This is a genomic window from Streptomyces sp. NPDC047971 (genome assembly GCF_040653355.1).
Taxonomy (GTDB): Bacteria; Actinomycetota; Actinomycetes; order Streptomycetales; family Streptomycetaceae; genus Streptomyces.
Map to the genome: position 1 here is coordinate 1 of NZ_JBEZNW010000073.1, position 19913 is coordinate 19913.

The window sequence follows — 19913 nt, forward strand, 5'->3', positions numbered from 1 at the left end:
GCACGCTGTTGAGTTCTCAAGGAACGGACGCTTCCTTTGTACTCACCCTCTCGGGCTTTCCTCCGGGCTTTTCCCTTCGGTCTTTCGTGTTTCCAGCTTAGCAGATCCGATTTCCGTTTCTGCCACCCGCTGGAGCGGGCTTGCCGTTTCCGGAATTCGCTTTTCGCGCTTTCCCTTGCGGCGGGGTCAAACACTACCAGGCTTTTTCACTCCCCTTGACCACCTCTCCGCGGACATGCAGAGGTGTAGACCACTGGGGTTAGGATCTGGCTTGATAGGTGCTGCCGACCCACGACTCAAAGTCGCGTTGGGGTCAGGCAGGAGTACGACAGTACATCCCACCGTCAGTAGAGGCAAATCGTTTCCGGCTAGTCCCTAGGTCCGCCAACTGGTACGTCCCGTGCGGAACTAGGACTTCGTATGACATACGCTTCTGAACAGTACGCCGTCCAGGACAGGTAGTGACGGCGCCACACAATCTCCGCCCCTGGGAGGCTTCCCATGACAACCGTGACGTCGCCACTCGCTGGACGCGCCATCGGTCTCGCCGCTGTACCCGACCCGGTCTTCTCCGGCGCGATGGTCGGGCCCGGCACCGCCATCGACCCCGTACGTGAGCCGTCGGAGGCCGTGTCCCCGGTCGACGGCGTCATCGTCTCTCTGCACCCCCATGCCTTCGTCGTCGTCGACGGCGAAGGCCACGGCGTGCTGACCCACCTCGGGATCGACACCGTTCAGCTCAACGGGCAGGGCTTCGAGCTGCTGGTGAACAAGGGGGACACCGTGACGCGGGGACAGGCCGTCGTTCGTTGGAACCCGGCCGAGGTCGAGGCCGCCGGCAAGTCCCCCATCTGCCCCGTCGTGGCCCTGGAGGCCACCGCCGACTCTCTCTCCGATGTCGTCGACAGCGGCGACGTGAAGGCCGACGACCAGCTCTTCAGCTGGAACTGAGGCCGGAGTCGTCCTCGTGACGACCACGAGCACGACATTCATCGCGGCGGCTCGATGCCGCCGCTCTATCGGAGACGGGTGAGATGGAGACAACGCTGCGAGGCGTCGGCGTCAGCCACGGAGTGGCGATCGGCGAGGTCCGGCACATGGGCACGGCGGTTCTGGAACCGCCGGCCAAGCAGATTCCCGCCGAAGAGGCGGAGCGCGAACAGGGGCGCGCCCGCCAGGCCGTGGAAGCTGTGGCTGCCGACCTGATTGCGCGCGGCAATCTGGCCGGGGGCGAGGCACAGCACGTGCTGGAGGCCCAGGCGATGATCGCTCAGGACCCGGAGCTCATCGCCGACGTCGACCGTCGGATCGCCGTCGGCAGCACGGCAGAGCGCGGTATCTACGACGCCTTCTCCCACTACCGCGAGCTTCTCGCGGGCGCGGGTGAGTACATGGCCGGACGGGTGGCCGACCTCGACGACGTGCGGAACCGCATCGTCGCGCGTCTGCTGGGCGTGCCGATGCCGGGTGTGCCGGACAGCGACGAGCCGTACGTGCTGATCGCGCGGGACCTGGCTCCCGCGGACACGGCGCTGCTCGACCCCACGCTGGTGCTGGGTTTCGTGACGGAGGAGGGCGGGCCGACCAGCCACAGCGCGATTCTCGCGCGGGCGCTGGGTGTGCCGGCCGTCGTGGCGCTGCCGGGCGCCGGTGAGATCGGCGAGGGCACGATCATCGCGGTGGACGGTTCCACGGGCGAGATCTTCGTGGAGCCGACCGACGAGCGTAAGGAGCGGATGACGGCTGCCGCGGCGGAGCGCAAGGCCGCGCTGGCCGCGTCCAGTGGTCCGGGCGCGACCTCGGACGGGCACAAGGTGCCGCTGCTGGCCAATGTCGGTGGTCCTGCCGACGTGCCGGCGGCGGTGGAGGCCGGCGCCGAGGGTGTCGGTCTGTTCCGCACGGAGTTCCTCTTCCTCGACGACAGCAAGAAGGCGCCGTCGGAGGAGAAGCAGATCGAGGCGTACCGCAAGGTGCTCGAGGCGTTCCCCGAGGGCCGTGTGGTGGTGCGGGTGCTGGACGCCGGTGCGGACAAGCCGCTCGACTTCCTGACGCCGGCGGACGAGCCGAACCCGGCACTGGGTGTGCGGGGTCTGCGTTCGCTGCTCGACCACCCCGAGGTGCTGCGGACGCAGCTGACGGCGCTGGCGAAGGCCGTCGAGGGCCTGCCGGTGTACCTGGAGGTCATGGCGCCGATGGTGGCCGACCGTACGGACGCGAAGGCCTTCGCCGACGCGTGCCGTGAGGCGGGGCTGCGGGCGAAGTTCGGCGCGATGGTGGAGATTCCCTCCGCCGCTCTGCGGGCGCGTTCGATCCTGCAGGAGGTGGAGTTCCTGTCGCTGGGCACCAATGACCTGGCGCAGTACACCTTCGCCGCCGACCGTCAGGTCGGGGCCGTGTCGCGGCTGCAGGACCCGTGGCAGCCGGCGCTGCTCGACCTCGTCGCGCTGTCCGCCGAGGCGGCCAAGGCCGAGGGCAAGAGCTGTGGTGTCTGTGGTGAGGCCGCCGCGGATCCGCTTCTGGCCTGTGTGCTGACGGGTCTGGGTGTCACCTCTCTGTCGATGGGTGCCGCGTCGATTCCCTATGTGCGGGCGACGCTCGCGAAGTACACGCTGGCGCAGTGCGAGCGTGCCGCGGCCGCGGCGCGCGCGGCGGACACGGCCGAGGAGGCCCGGGTGGCCGCGCAGGCGGTGCTGTCCGGGGAGTGATCCCGGTACGTCGTGTTGTCGGAGGGGCTTCCCGTCACGTGTGTGGCGGGGAGCCCCTTCGGCGTCAGCGGTGGTCGGGCCAGTCGTCGTCCTCGGGGGTGACGGGGAAGCCGGCGCGGTAGTCGACGTCGGGTTCGGGCGGGAGGGGTTCTCCGGTGTGGGCGTCGGTGCAGTAGGCGCTGAACACCTCGGCTTCGGTGAGGGGGTGGAGTGTGCCCTCGTGCAGGCGCCAGCCGTGGAGGCGGTCGCGTGCTCCTGGGTTGGTGGTGCGCAGGACCACTCCCCCGGGGCTGTCGTGTGCGATGCCGGCGGCGAGGACGGTGGCGAACTCGGCCGCGGCGCCGCTGTCGATGTCGGCGGGTCCGTCCTGGTCCCGTCGGGCGTGGAGGGCCGCGAGGAGTTGTTCGTCGGCGGCGGGGACGCTGCAGACGAGGTGGTGGGTGCCGTGTCCGGCGGCTTCGAGGAGGCGCATGAGCAGGTGGGAGGCCCGGTCGAAGGCGGAGCGGCCGATGTCCTGTCCGCAGTCGCCGCAGTCTCCGGTGTCGGTGAGGAGCATGGCGGCGTATTCCCAGGTGGCGCGGCGGACGGCAGCGTCGATGAGGGTCGGGACGAGGGTGGCCATGGGTTGGCCGGTATAGGGGATGCGGGCGCCGGTGGCGGCCAGTTCGGCGGTGAAGCGGCTGCGGCTGGCGGGGCGGTCCGGGTCGAGACCGGTGTCCTCGCAGTACTGCGCGTACTCCTCGGGGTCGAAGAGGGCGACGGTGGTGTGTCCGCCCTGGCCGGCGAGTGCCTTGAGCAGGCCCTCGATCTGGTGGAGGTAGGTCGCGTGGTCGTCGAAGGCGAAGGTGCCGTACCGGCGCATGGCGGTGAAGTCGTCCTCGTCGGCGAGGAGTCCGACGGTGCTGGGGACTTCGCGGCGCAGTGCGCGGCGCAGGGTCGTGGTGCCGTGGCGTGTCATGTCTCCCCCTGGGCGCTGTCTTTCAGTGCTCACTCACCGTAGTTGATGTCACTGACAGTGACGGTTCGGTGGTCCGGTCGCGGATGATGCGGTGCTGCGCCGCGCCGGCGGCGACGAGGCCGAGGCCGAGGAGGGGCCAGGCGAGGGCGCCCGCGCTCATGACGCCGGTGACGAGGAGGGGGCCGGCGAATCGCTGGGTGGACTGGGCGAGCCCGTGGACGCCGAGGTAGGCGCCCTGGGCTTCGGCGGGGGCCAGGGCGACGGACAGCTCCCAGGAGGAGGTGGCGTGGACGACCTCGGCGAAGGTGAGGGCGATGACGGCGACGACGAGTGCTGTGACGGCCAGGGTCCGTCCGCCGGCCGCGGAGGCGGCGAGGGCGAGGGTGCCGATGACGAAGAGGCCGGTGAGCGGGACGAGGAGGCGCCGGGCCGCCCGGGCGTCGGCGCCGAACCGGGCCAGTGGGACCTGGAAGAGGACGACGAGGACGGTGTTGAGGACCAGGAGCAGCGGGGCGAGGCCGACGGGCGCCGTCGTGGCGTGGACGATCCAGAGGGGGATGGCGACCTGGAGGATCGTGTCGTCGAGGAAGAGGGCGGCGTCGGTGGCCGTGTAGGCGAGGAAGCGGCGGTCGCGCCAAGGGTTCGTGGACGTGGTGGTCTTGCCGGTGTCCGCCGCGGTGGAGGTGGCGGCGACGCGGGAGGGGGCGGGGGGTTCGGCGCAGCGCAGGGTGAGGGCGGCGATGACGAGGTAGGTGGCGACGTTGCCGATGAGGAGCACGGGGTAGGCGTGGTCGCTGCCCGAGGCGAGGGCTGCCGCGGCGCCGAGGCCGCCGATGGACCAGCCGATGTTGACGGTGGTGCGCTGGATGGCCTGGTAGCGGACGCGGTCGGATCCGGCGAGGCGGGCCGCGTACAGCTTGATGAGGACGCTGCCGGCGCGGTCGGGGAGGGCTCCGAGGGCGGAGTAGAGCGTGAGCAGCAGGAAGTCGTCGGTGGTCAGGAGGGCGAGGAGGGCGGCGCCCCGCATGAGTTGGGCGCCGACGATGATCCGGACGAGCGGGAAGCGGTCGGCGAGGCGTCCGGCGAGCGGGGCGCCGGCGATGCCGACGCCTCCGGAGATCGTCATGAGGAGGCCGACCTGGCCGAGGCCGAGTCCGGAGACGTAGGTGAAGTAGAGGACGGTGCAGCCGGCCCAGAGGCCGGTGCCGGTCTTGTCGATGATGCTGACGAGGAGCATGCGGCGGCCGTCGCGGCCGCCTGGTATGCGGGTGAGGACGGTGCGGTGCCATGGCGTCGGACGGCTCACTCGGTTCCCCCTTGACCTGAGCTTTGTATTGATACATAGTTCAGTACGTGGCAACACAATATTCGATCGTGGGGACGACGGCCAAGGGCATTGCCGCGTCCGTCGAACAGGCCGTGACCGAGGGCGGGCTCGGGCCGGGGGACGCGCTGCCTCCGGTGCGCCGGCTCGCGGACGAGCTCGGCGTCAGTCCGGGGACCGTCGCCACCGCCTACAAGGAACTGCGGCAGCGGGGCGTCGTGATGACGCGCGGGCGGGGTGGGACCGTGGTCGCGGAGGCCCCCTCGGTGGCCTCGCGTCGGCCGCCCCGGGTCCCCGCCGGTCTGGTGGACCTGGCGGGCGGCCATCCCGACCCCGCGTTCCTGCCGGAGCTACGGCCGCCCGCCCTCGTACCGCCGGTGCACGGATCGCACCGCGCGTCGCCCCGGCTGCCGGCCCTGGAGGAGCTGGCCCGGGCCTGGTTCGAGCGGGACGGTGTGCCGACCGACCATGTGACGTTCGCGCACGGCGCGCTGGACTGCATCGCGCGCCTGCTCTCCACCGAGCTGCGGCCGGGGGACGCGGTGGCGGTGGAGGATCCCGGGTTCCACCATCTGCTGGACCTGGTGCCGGCCTTGGGGCTGCGGATGGTTCCGGTCGCCGTGGACGGCGAGGGCCTGGTGCCCGACGCCCTGCGGACGGCACTGCGGGCCGGTGTGCGAGCGGTGGTGTGCAGCCCGAGGGGACAGTGCCCGACGGGTGCGTTCCTCACCGAGGCGCGGCGGGACGAACTGGTGGCGGTGCTCGGGGAGTTCCCCGCGGTCCTCGTGATCGAGGACGACCACAACGCCGACATCGCCGGGGCGCCGGCCTTCACCCTGGCCGCGGCGGGTCTGGAACGCTGGGCACAGGTGCGGACCGCGTCCAAGCACCTGGGGATCGATCTCCGGTGGGCCGGGCTCGCCTGTGACGCGGCGACGCTGGCCCGGCACGACGGACGGATGCTGATGACGTCCGGCTGGGTCAGTCACGTCCTGCAGGAGACGGCGGCCGGACTGCTCGCCGACCCGGCCGTGGCTCGACTGGTGGCGGCCGGCGAGGCGGCGTACGCCTCGCGGCGCGCGGCGCTGATCGACGCGCTGGCGGGACAGGGGATCGCGGCGGTCGGGGCGAGCGGGCTGAACGTGTGGGTGCCGGTGCGGGACGAGTCGGCCGTGGTCAACGGGCTGAGGACGCGGGGGTGGTGGGTGGCGGCCGGGGCGCGGTTCCGCATCGCGACGCCGACGGCGGTCCGGATCACCACGGCGGCTCTCGGGGTGGAGGCCGCGGGACGGCTGGCCGCGGACTTCGCCGACGTGCTGGGCGAGGCCCAGGCGACGTACGGCGGGTAGTGGCCGCCCGTAGGGGGACGGGAAGGCGTCCCCCTACGGCAGGGGCTACTTCGCCCGGTCGCGTGCCAGCTTCTCGTAGAAGGCGAGCAGGCCCACGTTGTCGACCGAGCCCGGGTTGACCGCCTTGGACATCGGGGTTCCCTGGAGCAGTCGCTTGACCGGGACCTCGATGCGCTTGCCCGTGAGGGTGTGCGGGACGGCCGGCACCTCGATGATGTCGTCGGGGACGTGGCGCGGGGAGAGTTCGGTGCGGATCGTCCGCTTGATGCGGTCGATCAGCGCCTCGTCCAGCGTCGCACCGTCCGCGAGGTGCACGAAGAGCGGCATCCAGTAGCCGCCGTCCGGCTCCTCCAGGCCGATGACGAGGGATTCGCGGATCTCGGGGAGGCGTTCGACGGCCTCGTAGATGTCCGCGCTGCCCATCCGTACGCCCTGGCGGTTCAGGGTCGAGTCGGAGCGTCCGTGGATGACGACCGAGCCGTGGTCCGTGATGGTGATCCAGTCACCGTGACGCCAGACTCCGGGGAACATCTCGAAGTAGCTGTCGCGGTAGCGGCTGCCGTCCGGGTCGTTCCAGAAGTGGATCGGCATGGACGGCATCGGGTTGGTGACGACCAGTTCGCCGACCTCCCCGACCAGCGGCTTGCCGGACGGGTCCCAGGACTGCAGGTCCGTGCCGAGGCCGGCGGCCTGGAGCTCGCCGATGTGGACGGGAAGGGTCGGGACCGCTCCCGCGAAGCACGAGCAGACGTCCGTGCCGCCGCTGACGGAGGCGATCCACAGGTCCTCGCGGACCTCGTCGTGCAGCCAGCGGAAGCCGTCGGGAGGCAGCGGGGAGCCGGTGGTCGCGACGCACTTGATCGCCGAGAGGTCGAAGTCCCGCGCCGGGTGGACGTCCGCCTTGGCGCAGGCCATGACGTACGCGGCGGAGGTGCCGTACAGCGTCGCCCCGGTCCGTTCGGCCACGCGCCACTGCGCGCCCGTGTCGGGGTAGCCCGGGCTGCCGTCGTAGATGACGACGGTGGTGCCGGTGAGCAGGCCGGAGACGAGGAAGTTCCACATCATCCAGCCGGTGGAGGTGTACCAGAAGAACACATCCCGCGGGCCCAGGTCGCAGTGCAGTCCGAGCTGCTTGAGGTGCTCGATCAGGATGCCGCCCTGGGACTGCACGATCGCCTTGGGCAGGCCCGTCGTGCCGGAGGAGTAGAGCACCCACAGCGGGTGGGAGAACGGCACCTGCTCGAAGACCGGCTCGACGTCGGCCGAGGTGAGGTCCGCCCAGGCCAGTGCTCCCTCGGGCGGCTCGGTGCCCAGGAGGGGGATGTGGACCACGGCGCGGAGCGTGGGGAGTTCCGCGCGCAGTTCCGCGACCGTCTCACGGCGGTCGTGCTCCTTGCCGCCGTAGCGGTAGCCGTCGACCGTGAACAGGACGACCGGCTCCACCTGCTGGAAGCGGTCCAGGACGCTGCGCGCGCCGAAGTCGGGGGCGCAGGAGGTCCACACCGCGCCGACGGCGGCCGTCGCGAGGAGTGCGGTGACGGCCTCGGGAATGTTGGGGAGGTACCCGCTGACGCGGTCGCCGGGGCGGACGCCCAGGGCGCGGAGCTCGGCGGCGAGCGAGCCGACCTGGCGGCGCAGCTCGGCCCAGCTGATCGGGCGCGGCTCATGTGTCTCGTCCACATGGAGCAGGGCCGGATCGTGGGGGCGCTCGGTGGCGGCGCGCAGGGCGTGTTCGGCGTAGTTGAGGGAGGCTCCCGGGAACCACTCGGCGCCGGGCATGGAGCGGTCGCCGAGGACGCGCTCGTACGGGGTGGAGAAGCGGATGTCGAACCACTCGGCCACGGCCTGCCAGAACGACTCGAGCTCATCCACCGACCAGCTGTGCAGGGCCGGGTATCCGCCCTCGGCCGGGGCTCCGTGGCGCTCGGCGGCCCAGGACTGGAAGCGGGTGACCGCCGCGGAGGCGATGCGTTCCTCGTCCGGCTGCCAGAGGGGCTCGGTGTGCGCTGATGTCATGGGGCGGCTCTCCCTGGGCGTACGCGGGTCTGCGTGTGTCGCGCGCACGTGCTGGGGTGTGCGCGTGACGCGGCTGACAGGGACGATGCCATGTGATCGTCTTTCGCACCAGGTCTCCCCGCCCATGGTCGGACGGCTGAATATGTGCTCCCACCACGGGTGAACGCCAGTTGAACGAACCGCGCGGGGGCCTCGCCCAATGGCAGGGTGAGCCGCATGGACGGTCGTGAGCTGGTGCGTTCGGTGAGGGTGTTCGGATCGGTGCAGGGGTTGCGGGCGGTGCGCTCGGCGTGGCGGCAGCGTCGGACGGATGCGTGGGGGTTGCCGCCGAGAGGGGCGGAGCGGGCCCGGGTGCCGGGCCCGGTGGGCGAGGCGGAACCGCTGCCGGGCGGGGGAATCATCCGGTTCGCCCGTTCCGAGCTGCGGATCATCGTGTCGGCCGGGGGCACCGTCTTCTGGGGGTGGGACGGGGCCGAGCCGCTCCCGTCGTACGCGCTGGCCGGCGAGCCGCCCGAGCCGGACCCGCGGGCCGGGCTCGAGCCGGACACCGACGGCGGTTGGCGGGTGGTGTCGGAGCGGGTGACGGTCGCGGTGTCCCGGAACGGCGCGGTGGAGGTCCGTACGCCCGGTGGGGTGGTGCTGCGCCGGGAGCTGCCGCCGCGCTGGTGGGAGCCGGTCGCGGGTGGGCCGGCGCGCTGGGTGCAGCGGAGCGAGGTGCCGGCGGACGCGCGGTTCTTCGGGCTCGGCGGGCGGGCGTCGGGGCCGCGGCTGCGCGACGGTTCGTACCGGCTGTGGAACACCGACCCCAAGGGGAGCTTCTCCCCCGGCGACGATCCGCTGTACATCACGATGCCGGTGCAGTTCGTCGTCTCGGACGCGGGCACGCACCTGGCCTTCCACGACAACCCCTGGGACGGCCGCGTCGCCCTCGCCGAGGGTGAGGAGGGCGCGGGTTCCGGCCATGACCGGCCCGGGACGAGCGAGGTCCGGATGGGTGGCGGGCCGCTGCGCTGCTGGGTCGTGGTGGGCACCCCCGCGCGCGTGCTGCACGGCTGGGCCGCCCTGACGGGCGCGCCGGCGCTGCCGCCGTCCTGGGCGCTCGGGCCCCAGCACGCGCGGTGGGGCTTCGGGAGCGAGAAGGAGGTACGGCGGGTGGCGGACGGCTACCGCGACCGGGGGCTTCCGCTGTCCGTGCTCCACCTGGACATCGACCACTACGACGCGCACCGGGTGTTCACGGTGGACCGCGACCGGTTCCCCGATCTGCCCGGGCTCGCGGGAGAGCTGCGGGAGCGGGGGGTGCGGCTGGTGTCGATCGTGGACCCGGCGGTGAAGGCGGAGCCGGGGAACGCGGTGTACGACACCGGTTCGGCTGCCGGCGCGTTCGTCCGCGACGGGCGCGGGAACGAGGTCCACGGGGTGGTCTGGCCCGGCGAGTGCGCCTATCCGGACTTCACCGATCCGGCGGTACGGGAGTGGTGGGGCGGTCTGTACGAGGAGCGGCTCGCGCAGGGCTTCGCCGGGTTCTGGCACGACATGAACGAGCCGGTCTCCTTCTCCCCCTTCGGGGACCAGACACTGCCGCGCTCGTCGCGGCACGCCCTGGAGGGGAGGGGCGGCGACCATCGCGAGGCGCACAACGTGTACGGGCTGGCGATGACGCGGGCCGGGTACGAGGGGCTGCGCCGGCTGCGGCCGGACGAGCGCCCCTTCCTCTTCTCGCGCTCGGGCTGGGCCGGGATGCAGCGGTACGGCGGGACCTGGTCCGGTGACGTGTCGACCGGCTGGCCGGGGCTGCGCGCGTCCCTGTCGCTGGTGCTGGGGCTGGGGCTCTGCGGGGTGCCGTACTCGGGTCCGGATGTCGGCGGCTTCGACGGGAGCCCGTCGCCCGAGCTGTTCCTGCGGTGGTTCCAGCTGGGGGCGTGGCTGCCGCTGTTCCGTACCCACTCGGCGATCGACGCGGGGCGGCGTGAGCCGTGGGAGTTCGGCGCCGAGGTCCTGGAGCACGCGCGCGTGGCTCTGGCCGAGCGGGAGCGGATGCGCCCGTACTTCGTCACGCTCTCCCACCTGGCCCGGCTGACCGGGGCGCCGTACATCAGGCCGGTGTGGTGGGGGGCTCCGGAGGACCGGGCCCTGCGGGACTGCGAGGACGCGTTCCTGGTGGGCGACGCGCTGCTGGTGGCGCCGGTCCTCGCGCGTGGCGCGGACCGGCGCGCGGTGCGGCTGCCGCGCGGCCGGTGGTACGACACGGCGACGGGGCGCGCGTACGAGGGACCGGGGCAGGTGCTCCTCGACGCGCCTCCGTCCCGCATCCCGGTGCTCGCGCGGGCGGGTGCGGTGATTCCCGTGCGGGGCGCGGACGGGGGGCTCGCACTGGAGGTGTGGGCGCCGGCGGCCGGAAGGACGGGGGGTGGGCTCGTCGTGCGGGACGCCGGGGACGGCTGGGAGAAGGCGGAGATCGAGCGGTACGCGTCGCGGCTCGTGGACGGCCGGGTGGTGGTGGAGCGGGTGACGGACGGGGGTGCGGAGGAGGTGGCGCTGCCGGTGCGGGTGCGGGGCCTGGCGGAGTGAGGGCCTTCGGGGCCGGCGGTTCCTCCCGGTCCGTTGGATGCCTCGGGGACCCGGGGGTTGGGGGCCTGAGGTCCGGGGGCTCTGAGGTCCGGGGCCCGCGGGTCTCGGAGGGCCGGAGGGTCCGGGCCCTCGGGTGCCGAGGGCCCGGACGGTGGGTCCTCGGGTGCCGAGGGCCCGGACGGAGTTCCTCAGGTTCCGTGCGCGTAGCTCCCCGCGAACCAGCGTCGTACCGCCTCCGTGTGGAGGGGGAAGGCCAGTTCTGCCGGGGCGTGGAGCAGGTGCCATCCGGTGGTCTCGTCCGTGGGGACGGAGGGCGGTAGTTCGGCGGCCGGGCGGGGCGGGAGCAGGCCGAAGAGGAGGAGGTGACCTGCCGGGGAGCTGAGGGCGTCGGCGAGCCGGACGTCCTGCGCCGGTGCCTCGATCCCCGTCTCCTCGCGCAGCTCGCGGACGACGGCGTCGCGCCAGTCCTCGCCGTGGTCGATGAAGCCGCCGGGGAGCGCGACTTCGCCCCTGGCGGGTTCGATGGTGCGTGTGATGACGACAAGTCCCGTTCCCCGCGCGTCCGTCGCGGGGAGCAGGGCGATGGCGACGGGCAGCGGATTGCGGTAGGCGACGGCGCCGCAGGCGGAGCAGACGCGGGGCCAGTCGACGGTCTCGGCGTAACGGGCGCCGCAGCTGGAGCAGTAGGTGTCCTTCACGGCAGGACCGTACGCGATCACTCTTTCCCGTGCCCGGCGGAACTGATAGACGGTGCACATGAGAGGACTTGCTTCCGTATTCCGTACCGTCGGTGTGCTGGCGTCCGCCGGTCTGCTCGCCGCCACCGCCGCCGTACCGTCCGCGCAGGCCGGGCCGGAGCCGAAGGCGCCGAAGGAGTTCGTGGCGCTGAGTTCGGTGGACCGGACGATCATTCAGGAGATGCGCTACACCACGGAGCACAACTTCGTGGGCGAGAAGGTCGACGGGTACCGGCAGCCGCTGTGCATCCTGACCCGTCCGGCCGCCGAGGCGCTGCACCGCGCGCAGGTGAAGCTGCTCGCGCGGGGCTACTCGCTGAAGGTCTACGACTGCTACCGGCCGCAGCGGGCCGTCGACCACTTCGTGCGGTGGGCGAAGGACCTCCAGGACGAGGAGATGAAGCGGGAGTTCTATCCCCAGGTCGACAAGTCGAGGCTTTTCGCGGACGGTTACATCGCGGAGAAGTCCGGGCACAGCCGCGGCTCGACGGTCGACCTGACGATCGTGAAGCTGCCGGCCGCGCCCACCCGCCCGTACGTGCCGGGCGAGACGCTGGTGGAGTGTTACGCCCCGCAGGCCCTGCGCTTCCCCGACAACTCCGTCGACATGGGCACGGGCTTCGACTGCTTCGACACGCTCTCGCACACCGACGACCCTCGGATACAGGGCGCGCAGCGGGCCAATCGGCAGCTGCTGAAGGGGACGCTGGCGGAGCAGGGGTTCGTGAACCTGCCCGAGGAGTGGTGGCACTTCACGTTCAAGCCGGAGCCGTTCCCGAGCACCTTGTTCGACTTCCCCGTGGCGCGGAGGTCGGTGGCGGGTCACTGATCCCTGTCCGAGGACGAGCGGCCGGGACCACCCCCGTCGGTCCCGGCCGCTTGTTCCGTACGTAGGGACGCGACAACGGCCCGTACGGTTCTCAGCCGTCGGCATCCATGACAGAATCCTGACGCTTCGTCAGATCCCATGAGTTCCGGAGTCGGGGAGGGCCTTCGTGGCACGCGCGCGCAGACCGGTGGTGGCCGGATGGTTCACGGACGACGGCGGGGAGTTCCGGCTGCTCGGCACCCGCTGTACGGCATGTTCCTCGGTGTTCTTCCCCCGCGAGGACTCCTGGTGCCGCAACCCCGGCTGTCCGGGCGGCGGGGATCTCGTCGAGACCCCGCTCTCCCGGCGCGGCCGCGTCTGGTCGTACACCGACGGCCGCTACCGCCCGCCCGCGCCCTACGTCTCCGATCCCGACGCGCCCTGGGACCCGTACACCCTGGTCGCGGTGGAGCTGGCGGCCGAGGCGATGGTGGTGCTCGGACAGGCGGCGCCCGGGGTCCGGACCGCGGACCTCGCCGTCGGCATGGAGGTCGAGGTGGTCCCGGGAGTGCTCAACGAGGACGACGCCCACATCTGGACCACCTGGCACTGGAAGCCGGTGCACGCGCGCGTGGCGGAGGAGCGGTCATGAACGACATCGCCGTCCTGGGGGCCGGGATGCACCCCTGGGGCAAGTGGGGCCGCAGCTTCGTCGAGTACGGGACGGCCGCGGCCCGCGCCGCGCTCGCGGACGCCGGGCTGAGCTGGCAGGACGTCGGGTCGGTGGTCGGCGCCGACACCGTGCGCTGCGGGTACCCGGGATTCGTCGCGGGGGCGACCTTCGCCCAGGCGCTCGGCTGGCAGGGGGCACGCGTCACCAGCGTCTACGCGGCCTGCGCCTCCGGGGCGCAGGCGGTCGGCGCCGCGCGGGCCCAGATCCTCGCCGGACTGGCCGACGTGGTCCTGGTCGTCGGCGCCGACTCGGCGCCCAAGGGCTTCTTCGCCCCCGCGGGCGGGGAGCGGCCCGACGATCCCGACTGGCTGCGCTTCCGGGTGCTCGGGGCGACCAACCCCGCCTACTTCGGGCTCTACGCACGCCGCCGGATGGCGCTGTACGGGGACACCGTGGACGACTTCGCCGAGGTCAAGGTGAAGAACGCGGCGGCCGGCGCGCTCAATCCGCTCGCCCGCTACCGCAAGGCGGTGTCCGCCGAGGAGGTCGCCGCCTCGGCCGTCGTCGCCGACCCGCTCCGGCTGCTCGACATCTGCGCCACCTCCGACGGGGGCGCCGCCCTGGTGCTCTCCAGCATGGACTTCGCCCGCCGGAACGGGCACCCGGACCCCGTCCGTATCCGGGCGGTCTCCACCATCACGCCGACGTACCCCAAGGCGGTGCTCGACCTGCCGGACATCGCGACCGACTCGGCCGCGGCGGTCTCCCCCGCCGCGGACTCCTTCCGGGCGTCGATCGCCCGGGCGGCGTACGAGGAGGCGGGGATCGGCCCCGAGGACCTGTCGCTGGCGGAGGTCTACGACCTCTCCACCGCGCTGGAGCTGGAGTGGTACGAGGACCTCGGCCTGTGCGCCGTCGGCGAGGGCGCGAAGCTGGTACGGGAAGGGGCCACGGCGCTCGGCGGCCGCGTCCCGGTCAACACCAGCGGGGGCCTCGGGTCCTTCGGCGAGGCCGTGCCCGCCCAGGCCATCGCCCAGGTCTGTGAGCTCACCTGGCAACTGCGGGGCACGGCGGGCGGCCGTCAGGTGGACGGCGCGCGGGTCGGGATCACCGCGAACCAGGGGCTGTTCGGGCACGGCTCGGCGGTGGTGGCCGTGCGCTGAGAACAGCCTCTCCGGCACCCCGCCGCGCCGATCCCTGGCCGCGCGCCGCGCCACCGCCCCGGTCGGGGTCAGGTGGCGACGGGCGTGGCGCCGTGGTCCGCCAGGACCAGGGCGTGCTCGACGACGGCGACGAGGACGTTCTTCACGGACTCCCGGTCACGCGCGTCGCACATCAGCAGCTCGACCTCCGGGTCGAGGTCGAGTGCGCCGCGGACGCTCTCCGCGGGGAACCGCGACGCGCCCTCGAAGCAGTTGACCGCCACCGTGAACGGGATGCCGCGCCGCTCGAAGTAGTCGATCGCGGCGAAGCTGTCCTCCAGGCGACGCGTGTCCGCCAGGACGACCGCCCCGAGCGCGCCCTGGGCGAGCTCGTCCCACAGGAACCAGAAGCGGTCCTGGCCGGGCGTGCCGAAGAGGTACAGGACCAGGTCCTCGCGGAGGGTGATCCGACCGAAGTCCATCGCGACCGTGGTGGTGGACTTGTTCTCGACGCCGTGGAGGTCGTCGACGGGTCGGCCGGCCTCGCTCAGGACCTCCTCGGTCCGCAGCGGCCTGATCTCGCTGACGGCGCCGACCAGCGTCGTCTTGCCCACCCCGAAGCCACCCGCGACCAGGATCTTCAGCGTCACCGGTTCGACGAAGGGCTTCTTGTGGCTAGAGCGCCCGAAGGCCATTGATCACCTCGCGGAGAATGCTCACGTCCGGCAGCTCGGCCGGCGGAACGGGGCGGGTCACATGGACGAGTTCGTCCTCGACGAGATCGCCGACGAGCACCCGGACCACCCCGACGGGGAGGTCGAGTCCGGCGGCGAGTTCGGCGATCGACTGCGGTGCGTCCGAGCAGCGTTCGACGATCTCCACATGTTCCGGGGAGAGCGTCTGGTCGCGGCCGGGGTCGTCCGCGGCGGGCTCCGGCACCACCACGGCGATCAGATCGAGGCGATGACGGGTCGCGGCGCTGGTCCGGCCGCGGGTCATCGCGTACGGACGGACCACCGGCCCGGCGTCGTCGTCGAACCAGTGGTGGCCCTGCGTGCGGTCCTGCGGGGCCGCGTCGGTCGTGCCGTCAGTCATGGTCTCCCCCCACTCACCCTCCGGCGGACGATCCGGAGCGCGGGGCCGTGCCGAGGTGGACGCCGACCCGCTTGACCATCAGTGTCATCTCGTAGGCGACCTGGCCGACGTCCGAGTCGGCGTCCGCGAGCACGGCGAGGCAGCTGCCGTCACCCGCCGCCGTGACGAAGAGGAACGCGTCCTCCAGCTCCACGACGGTCTGCCGGACCCTGCCCGCCTCGAAGTGGCGGCCGACGCCCTTGGCGAGGCTGTGGAAGCCGGAGGCGACGGCGGCGAGGTGCTCGCCGTCCTCGCGGGTCAGATCGGCGGAGGCACCGGTGGAGAGTCCGTCGCTGGACAGCACGAGAGCCTTGCGGATCGACCCGACCCGCTGGACCAGCTCGTCGAGGAGCCAGTTCAGCTCGCCGTTGGCGCTTCCGGAGGTGTTCGTTGCTGCGGCGTTCGGTGCGGTCATCGACCGTCCCCCTCGGGTGTCGTTCCTGGTGCTGGTGGTTCGGCGTTCTGCCGTCGTCCGCGCTGCCAGCCGCGCTGCATGGAGGCCATGCGGCTGCGCACTTCCTCGGCGTCGCGCTCGAAGTCCGTGCCGGCGGAGGCGGTGTCGCCGGCGGAGGTCCTGTCCTCGTCCCTGTCACCCGTCTCGCGCAGCTGGCGCGCGAGGCTCGCCTGGCGGACCCGGCGGGGCAGTCCGCCGAACGGCGCGGGGCCCTCCGACGGCGCGGCGCCGTTCGGCGGTACCGGGCCCGCCGGGGGTACGGGTTCGACCGGGGGCACCGGGCCGTGGGGCGGCACCGGTACCAGGGTGCGCGGAGTCCCCGTCGGTCCCTGCGGCGGCTGCCCGGCGGAGGGGTGGCCCCGGCCCGGTTCGTCGACCCGGCGACCGTGGTCGACGACGAGCGTCGGCGGACGGCGCCTGGGCAGCGGCACCGGGCCCCGCTCGGGCGTCCGGTCGTACGACTGCTCCGGAGTCTGGTCCGGGGCCTGCTGATGCTGCTCGGCGCCCGGGGCCGCGGTGAGGCCGCGGCGGTGGTCGCGGGGGCGGAAGAGGCCGCCGCGCTCGCTCTCGGTGTCCTCCAGGTCCGCGGCGGACGGGTCGAGCAGCTCCTCGAAACCGGAGGTTCCGAGGGGCGGTTCGAGTTCCACGGGTCCGTCGAGCGGACCGTCCAGGAGCGAGGAGGCCGCGGAGCGCGTCGCTCCGGTGGCCCGGGGGGCGCCGCCCTGCACCTTGGTGAGAGCGGGGCGCCGGCCCTGCTGCTCGCCGTTCTCACGGTCCGCGAGCCCGCGGTCCAGGGTCTTGCGGTCGAGGCGGAAGCCGGCGCCCTGCGTCTCGGGCGCGTCGGTGAGCAGCACGGCCGGGATGAAGACGACCGCGGTGGTCCCCCCGTACGGCGAAGGCTGCAGCGAGACACGGACGTTCTGGCGCTGGGCGAGCCGGCTGACCACGAACAGGCCGAGGCGGTCGGTGTCGGAGAGCTCGAACTCGGGGGTCTCGGCGAGCCGGAGGTTCGCGTCGAGCAGGGCGTCGGCGTTCATGCCGAGGCCACGGTCGTGGATCTCCAGGGTGAAGCCGTTCGCGACCCGCTCGCCGAGCACCTGGACGGCGGTGTGCGGGGGTGAGAACACCGTGGCGTTCTCCAGGAGTTCCGCGATGAGGTGGGTGAGGTCGGCGACGGCGGGGCCGCCCACGCCGAGGCGGGGCAGGCGGCGCACCTCGATCCGCTCGTAGTCCTCGACCTCGGCGACGGCCGCGCGGACGACGTCCATGAGCTGGACGGGCTTGCGCCACTGACGGGAGGGGGCGGCGCCGGAGAGGATCACCAGGCCCTCGGCGTGGCGGCGCATGCGTGTGGTCATGTGGTCGAGCCGGAAGAGGTCGGCGAGCTCCTCGGTGTCCTCGGTGCGCCGCTCCATGGTGTCGAGGAGGGTGAGCTGGCGGTGCAGCAGCACCTGGTTGCGGCGCGCGAGGTTGACGAAGACCTCGGCGACGCCGCGGCGCATGTCGGCCTGCTTCACGGCGGCCTCGACGGCGGCCCGCTGGAGGGTGTTGAGCGCCTGGCCGACCTGGCCGACCTCGTCCTTCTCGTACCGCAGCTGCGGTACCTCGGTCTCGACGTCGACGTGTTCGCCGGCGGCGAGGCGGCGCATGACGCTGGGCAGCCTCACGCCGGAGACCTCCTGGGCCTCCTTGCGCAGCCGGCGCAGGTCGCGGACGAGCTGGCGGCCGATCCGTACGGAGACCACGACGGAGACGAGCAGGGCGAGGAAGCCGAGGACCCCGGCGACGCCGGCCTTGAGCAGGACGCTGTAGGCGGCCGGCTGCACGCGCTCCTGGTAGCGGTCGCCCGCGGCGGTGTTCTCCCGAGCCAGGTCGTCGAGGACCGGGTTCGCCCGTTCCTCCCAGCGTCCCGTGGTGATGGTCCGCGGGTTCTCGGTGGGGCCGGCGGCGATCAGGTCCTCTTCGGCCCGGCGCAGCGGCTCGGTGTCGGGGCTGCCCCAGTACCGCTCGAACTTCTCCCGTTCGACGGTGGGCAGGATCTCGAGGTTCACCTCGTAGAACTGCTTGCGCTGGGCGATGAGGTCGCTGATCGCCCGGAGCTCCTGGGCCGTGACGCGCCCGGAGATCAACGCCGAGACGATCAGGGCGTCCTCGCGGGAGAGCACCTCGCGGCCCCGGGTGATGCCGACGAGGGCACGGCCCTGCTTGTCCATCTCCACGTTCTCGAGCGCGTGGAGGGTCATGAGGAAGCCGTAGCAGGGGTCGACGAGCCGGTTGTAGAACTCGAGCGCCTGCATGCGGCCGATGCTGCGGTTCTCCACGGAGCGGCGCAGCGCGTCGAGACCGTCCAGTGCCGTCAGCAGCGATTCGAGCCGCTGCGAGGCGAGCGGACGCATCTCCTCCCGTACACCGGAGTCCGCGGCGTTCCGCCGGATGAGGGCGATCTGACGGTCGGTGGCCTCGCGCTGCTCGCGCAGGGTGGTGAGGGCGTCGGAGGCGCGCGGATCGGCCAGATAGATCAGGGACTGGCGGCGCTCCTTCTGGATGACGCGCGCGGTGTCCTCGATCGGGTAGCCGACCTTCTCGACGATGTAGCCCACGTCGAGGAGTTGGTCGGCCTCTCGGCCGGTGAGTACCGTCGCGAAACCCCAGAGTCCGGTGAGGGAAACGAGCGGTACCAGCAGCAACGCCACGATCTTCCGGCGGATGGACTTCCCGCGAAAGCGCATGGCCTCCCCCAGTTCGGCCTCCACCCGTCGCGGAGGTCCTCCTTTGCGACGCGTGGCGTCAACTCACAGCGTCAACACATGGCGTCAACCATCGGATTCAACAAACGGCGGCGCGAGCCTACTACTGCATCACAGCCAACTCGAAGGCACGTCCGGACGTTTTTCAGCCTCGCGAGTGAGCGTTGATCATGAGATGTCCCGGTATTCAGGGAGTTGGCATGCGTCACTGTGGCGCAGGACACGTGGCGGAGCCGTGCTGGTGGGGGTACGGCGGATGGCTGGAACTGTTCGTTCCGGTACGAACGAGGGGAAACCTTTTCGCTTCTCCGGGCGTCATTACGTACGGGGCGGGGTGTGTCCGTGTAAAGCGGCTCATGACGGGCAGCCACACCTGAGGACGGGTCAGCGGTGGGGAGTGACGAGGACGATGGTGCACGAGGCGGGATCGCCACGGCAGTTGTGGGTGGATGACGAGAAGGGCCGGCGCAGGATGCCGGATCCCGTGCGTAGCGCGGCCGTGCGGGCCGTGATGCTCACGTCGGTGACGCTCATATGGGCGATGGTGGCCTTCTTCTGCGCGGTCACCGACTCCTGGCTGGCGTTTCCGATGCTGCTCGGCTCGGTGGCCAGCACGGTCGTGGCGACGTGGAGCGTGCTCGACGTATGGGTGACGCGCCAGGTCTGGCGTCAGCGGAACGGTGTGGTGTCGGAGCCCAGCAGTACGGCACGCCAGCTGCGGCGCGAGCGGCGCAGGGAGCGGAAGGCCGCGCGGACGGCGGCGCGGACGGCAGGCGGCGAACAGGGGAACGGCACAGCGGGGACGACGGCGCGGACGACGGGCGGCGAACACGGGAACCGCACAGCGGGGACGACGGGCGGCGACCAGGCGAACCGCGCAGCGGGGACGGTGCGTGACCCGGAGAAGGCGCGCGACGAGAGCCCCGCGCGGGCGAAGGCGCGCGCCCTGTCCGAAGCGGCCTGAGCCGGGGCGTCGGCGGAACCGGGGCGTCGGCGGAGCCGGGCAGGGGCGCGCTTCGAGGGCCCGGGTCCGAGGGCGCGCTTCGAGGGCCCAGCCCCGGGCGGGCTTCGACGGCGCCGGCCCCGGGCGGGCTTCGATGGCGCCGGCCCTGGGCCGGCGTCCGGAAGTGGTGCCGGGCAGGCGCGGCTCCGGCGCGCGACGTTTCCCCTTCACCTGCGGAGGCCCCGCTGTTCGTGCCGGCCGACCTCCTCGCTGGCCTGGGCCCAGCTCGCCGACGAGGCGTACGAGGGAGGTCGTGTCGTCGAGTCCTACGCGTACGCCCGTACGGGCTACC

17 protein-coding genes and 1 pseudogene are annotated in these 19913 nt (G+C 72.3%); 9 read left to right on the forward strand and 9 right to left on the reverse strand.

The genetic code is table 11. From position 1 onward, the window contains the following. Window positions 1-501 precede the first annotated feature (501 nt). Together AB0D99_RS34940 and ptsP are read left to right on the forward strand one after the other, a co-directional pair. Window positions 502-951 (forward strand): PTS glucose transporter subunit IIA, encoded by a 450-nt coding sequence (locus tag AB0D99_RS34940; RefSeq protein WP_362372008.1) that lies wholly within the window; start codon window positions 502-504, stop codon window positions 949-951. Window positions 952-1034: 83 nt separating this feature from the next. Next, complete coding sequence (gene ptsP, locus AB0D99_RS34945; RefSeq protein WP_362372011.1) at window positions 1035-2705, forward strand: phosphoenolpyruvate--protein phosphotransferase; 1671 nt, start codon at window positions 1035-1037, stop codon at window positions 2703-2705. Window positions 2706-2769: 64 nt separating this feature from the next. On the opposite strand, the gene AB0D99_RS34950 is transcribed toward ptsP, so the two are convergent. Both AB0D99_RS34950 and AB0D99_RS34955 read right to left on the reverse strand, forming a co-directional pair. Further along, window positions 2770-3663 (reverse strand): hypothetical protein, encoded by an 894-nt coding sequence (locus tag AB0D99_RS34950; protein ID WP_362372014.1) that lies wholly within the window; start codon window positions 3661-3663, stop codon window positions 2770-2772. A gap of 22 nt (window positions 3664-3685) precedes the next feature. Further along, complete coding sequence (locus tag AB0D99_RS34955; RefSeq protein ID WP_362372017.1) at window positions 3686-4969, reverse strand: MFS transporter; 1284 nt, start codon at window positions 4967-4969, stop codon at window positions 3686-3688. A 47-nt stretch (window positions 4970-5016) separates the two neighbouring features. Between AB0D99_RS34955 and AB0D99_RS34960 the strand changes: the two genes are divergently transcribed. Next, a complete protein-coding gene (locus AB0D99_RS34960) occupies window positions 5017-6336 on the forward strand; it encodes an aminotransferase class I/II-fold pyridoxal phosphate-dependent enzyme (RefSeq protein ID WP_362372020.1) in 1320 nt (439 codons plus the stop codon). Between the two features lie 45 nt (window positions 6337-6381). On the opposite strand, the gene AB0D99_RS34965 is transcribed toward AB0D99_RS34960, so the two are convergent. Continuing rightward, the gene (locus AB0D99_RS34965; RefSeq protein WP_362372023.1) at window positions 6382-8352 is read right to left on the reverse strand and encodes an acetoacetate--CoA ligase; all 1971 of its coding nucleotides are present in this window, start codon (window positions 8350-8352) and stop codon (window positions 6382-6384) included. Window positions 8353-8568: 216 nt separating this feature from the next. Between AB0D99_RS34965 and AB0D99_RS34970 the strand changes: the two genes are divergently transcribed. Next, window positions 8569-10923: a glycoside hydrolase family 31 protein gene (locus tag AB0D99_RS34970; RefSeq protein ID WP_362372026.1), complete on the forward strand. Its 2355-nt coding sequence runs from the start codon at window positions 8569-8571 to the stop codon at window positions 10921-10923. A 188-nt stretch (window positions 10924-11111) separates the two neighbouring features. On the opposite strand, the gene AB0D99_RS34975 is transcribed toward AB0D99_RS34970, so the two are convergent. Then, window positions 11112-11681, reverse strand: coding sequence for an NUDIX domain-containing protein (locus AB0D99_RS34975; RefSeq protein ID WP_362372029.1), 570 nt, complete (start codon window positions 11679-11681; stop codon window positions 11112-11114). Here AB0D99_RS34975 and AB0D99_RS34980 point away from each other — a divergent pair. The 3 genes from AB0D99_RS34980 to AB0D99_RS34990 all read left to right on the forward strand — a co-directional run bounded on the left by AB0D99_RS34980 (window position 11680) and on the right by AB0D99_RS34990 (window position 14304). Next, window positions 11680-12489, forward strand: a complete 810-nt coding sequence (locus AB0D99_RS34980; protein ID WP_362372032.1) for a M15 family metallopeptidase — start codon at window positions 11680-11682, stop codon at window positions 12487-12489. The two genes, AB0D99_RS34975 and AB0D99_RS34980, sit on opposite strands and share 2 nt — an antisense overlap. Window positions 12490-12655: 166 nt before the next feature. Further along, window positions 12656-13120, forward strand: coding sequence for a zinc ribbon domain-containing protein (locus tag AB0D99_RS34985; RefSeq protein ID WP_362372034.1), 465 nt, complete (start codon window positions 12656-12658; stop codon window positions 13118-13120). After that, the gene (locus tag AB0D99_RS34990; RefSeq protein WP_362372037.1) at window positions 13117-14304 is read left to right on the forward strand and encodes a lipid-transfer protein; all 1188 of its coding nucleotides are present in this window, start codon (window positions 13117-13119) and stop codon (window positions 14302-14304) included. Before AB0D99_RS34985 ends, AB0D99_RS34990 begins: the two co-directional genes overlap by 4 nt. A gap of 68 nt (window positions 14305-14372) precedes the next feature. On the opposite strand, the gene AB0D99_RS34995 is transcribed toward AB0D99_RS34990, so the two are convergent. The 5 genes from AB0D99_RS34995 to AB0D99_RS35015 all read right to left on the reverse strand — a co-directional run bounded on the left by AB0D99_RS34995 (window position 14373) and on the right by AB0D99_RS35015 (window position 19152). Beyond that, window positions 14373-14978 (reverse strand): ATP/GTP-binding protein, encoded by a 606-nt coding sequence (locus AB0D99_RS34995; protein WP_362372040.1) that lies wholly within the window; start codon window positions 14976-14978, stop codon window positions 14373-14375. Beyond that, the gene (locus tag AB0D99_RS35000; RefSeq protein WP_362372043.1) at window positions 14959-15378 is read right to left on the reverse strand and encodes a DUF742 domain-containing protein; all 420 of its coding nucleotides are present in this window, start codon (window positions 15376-15378) and stop codon (window positions 14959-14961) included. The genes AB0D99_RS34995 and AB0D99_RS35000 overlap by 20 nt, the downstream gene beginning before the upstream one ends. Window positions 15379-15391: 13 nt before the next feature. Beyond that, a complete protein-coding gene (locus tag AB0D99_RS35005) occupies window positions 15392-15832 on the reverse strand; it encodes a roadblock/LC7 domain-containing protein (protein ID WP_362372046.1) in 441 nt (146 codons plus the stop codon). Beyond that, window positions 15829-18600: a nitrate- and nitrite sensing domain-containing protein gene (locus AB0D99_RS35010; RefSeq protein WP_362372054.1), complete on the reverse strand. Its 2772-nt coding sequence runs from the start codon at window positions 18598-18600 to the stop codon at window positions 15829-15831. Before AB0D99_RS35010 ends, AB0D99_RS35005 begins: the two co-directional genes overlap by 4 nt. Window positions 18601-19002: 402 nt before the next feature. After that, window positions 19003-19152 (reverse strand): hypothetical protein, encoded by a 150-nt coding sequence (locus tag AB0D99_RS35015; RefSeq protein WP_362372049.1) that lies wholly within the window; start codon window positions 19150-19152, stop codon window positions 19003-19005. Between AB0D99_RS35015 and AB0D99_RS35020 the strand changes: the two genes are divergently transcribed. Both AB0D99_RS35020 and AB0D99_RS35025 read left to right on the forward strand, forming a co-directional pair. Then, window positions 19142-19582: a hypothetical protein gene (locus AB0D99_RS35020; RefSeq protein WP_362372052.1), complete on the forward strand. Its 441-nt coding sequence runs from the start codon at window positions 19142-19144 to the stop codon at window positions 19580-19582. The two genes, AB0D99_RS35015 and AB0D99_RS35020, sit on opposite strands and share 11 nt — an antisense overlap. Window positions 19583-19819: 237 nt before the next feature. Then, window positions 19820-19913 (forward strand): annotated as a pseudogene (locus tag AB0D99_RS35025) (DUF3151 family protein); the annotation flags it as partial.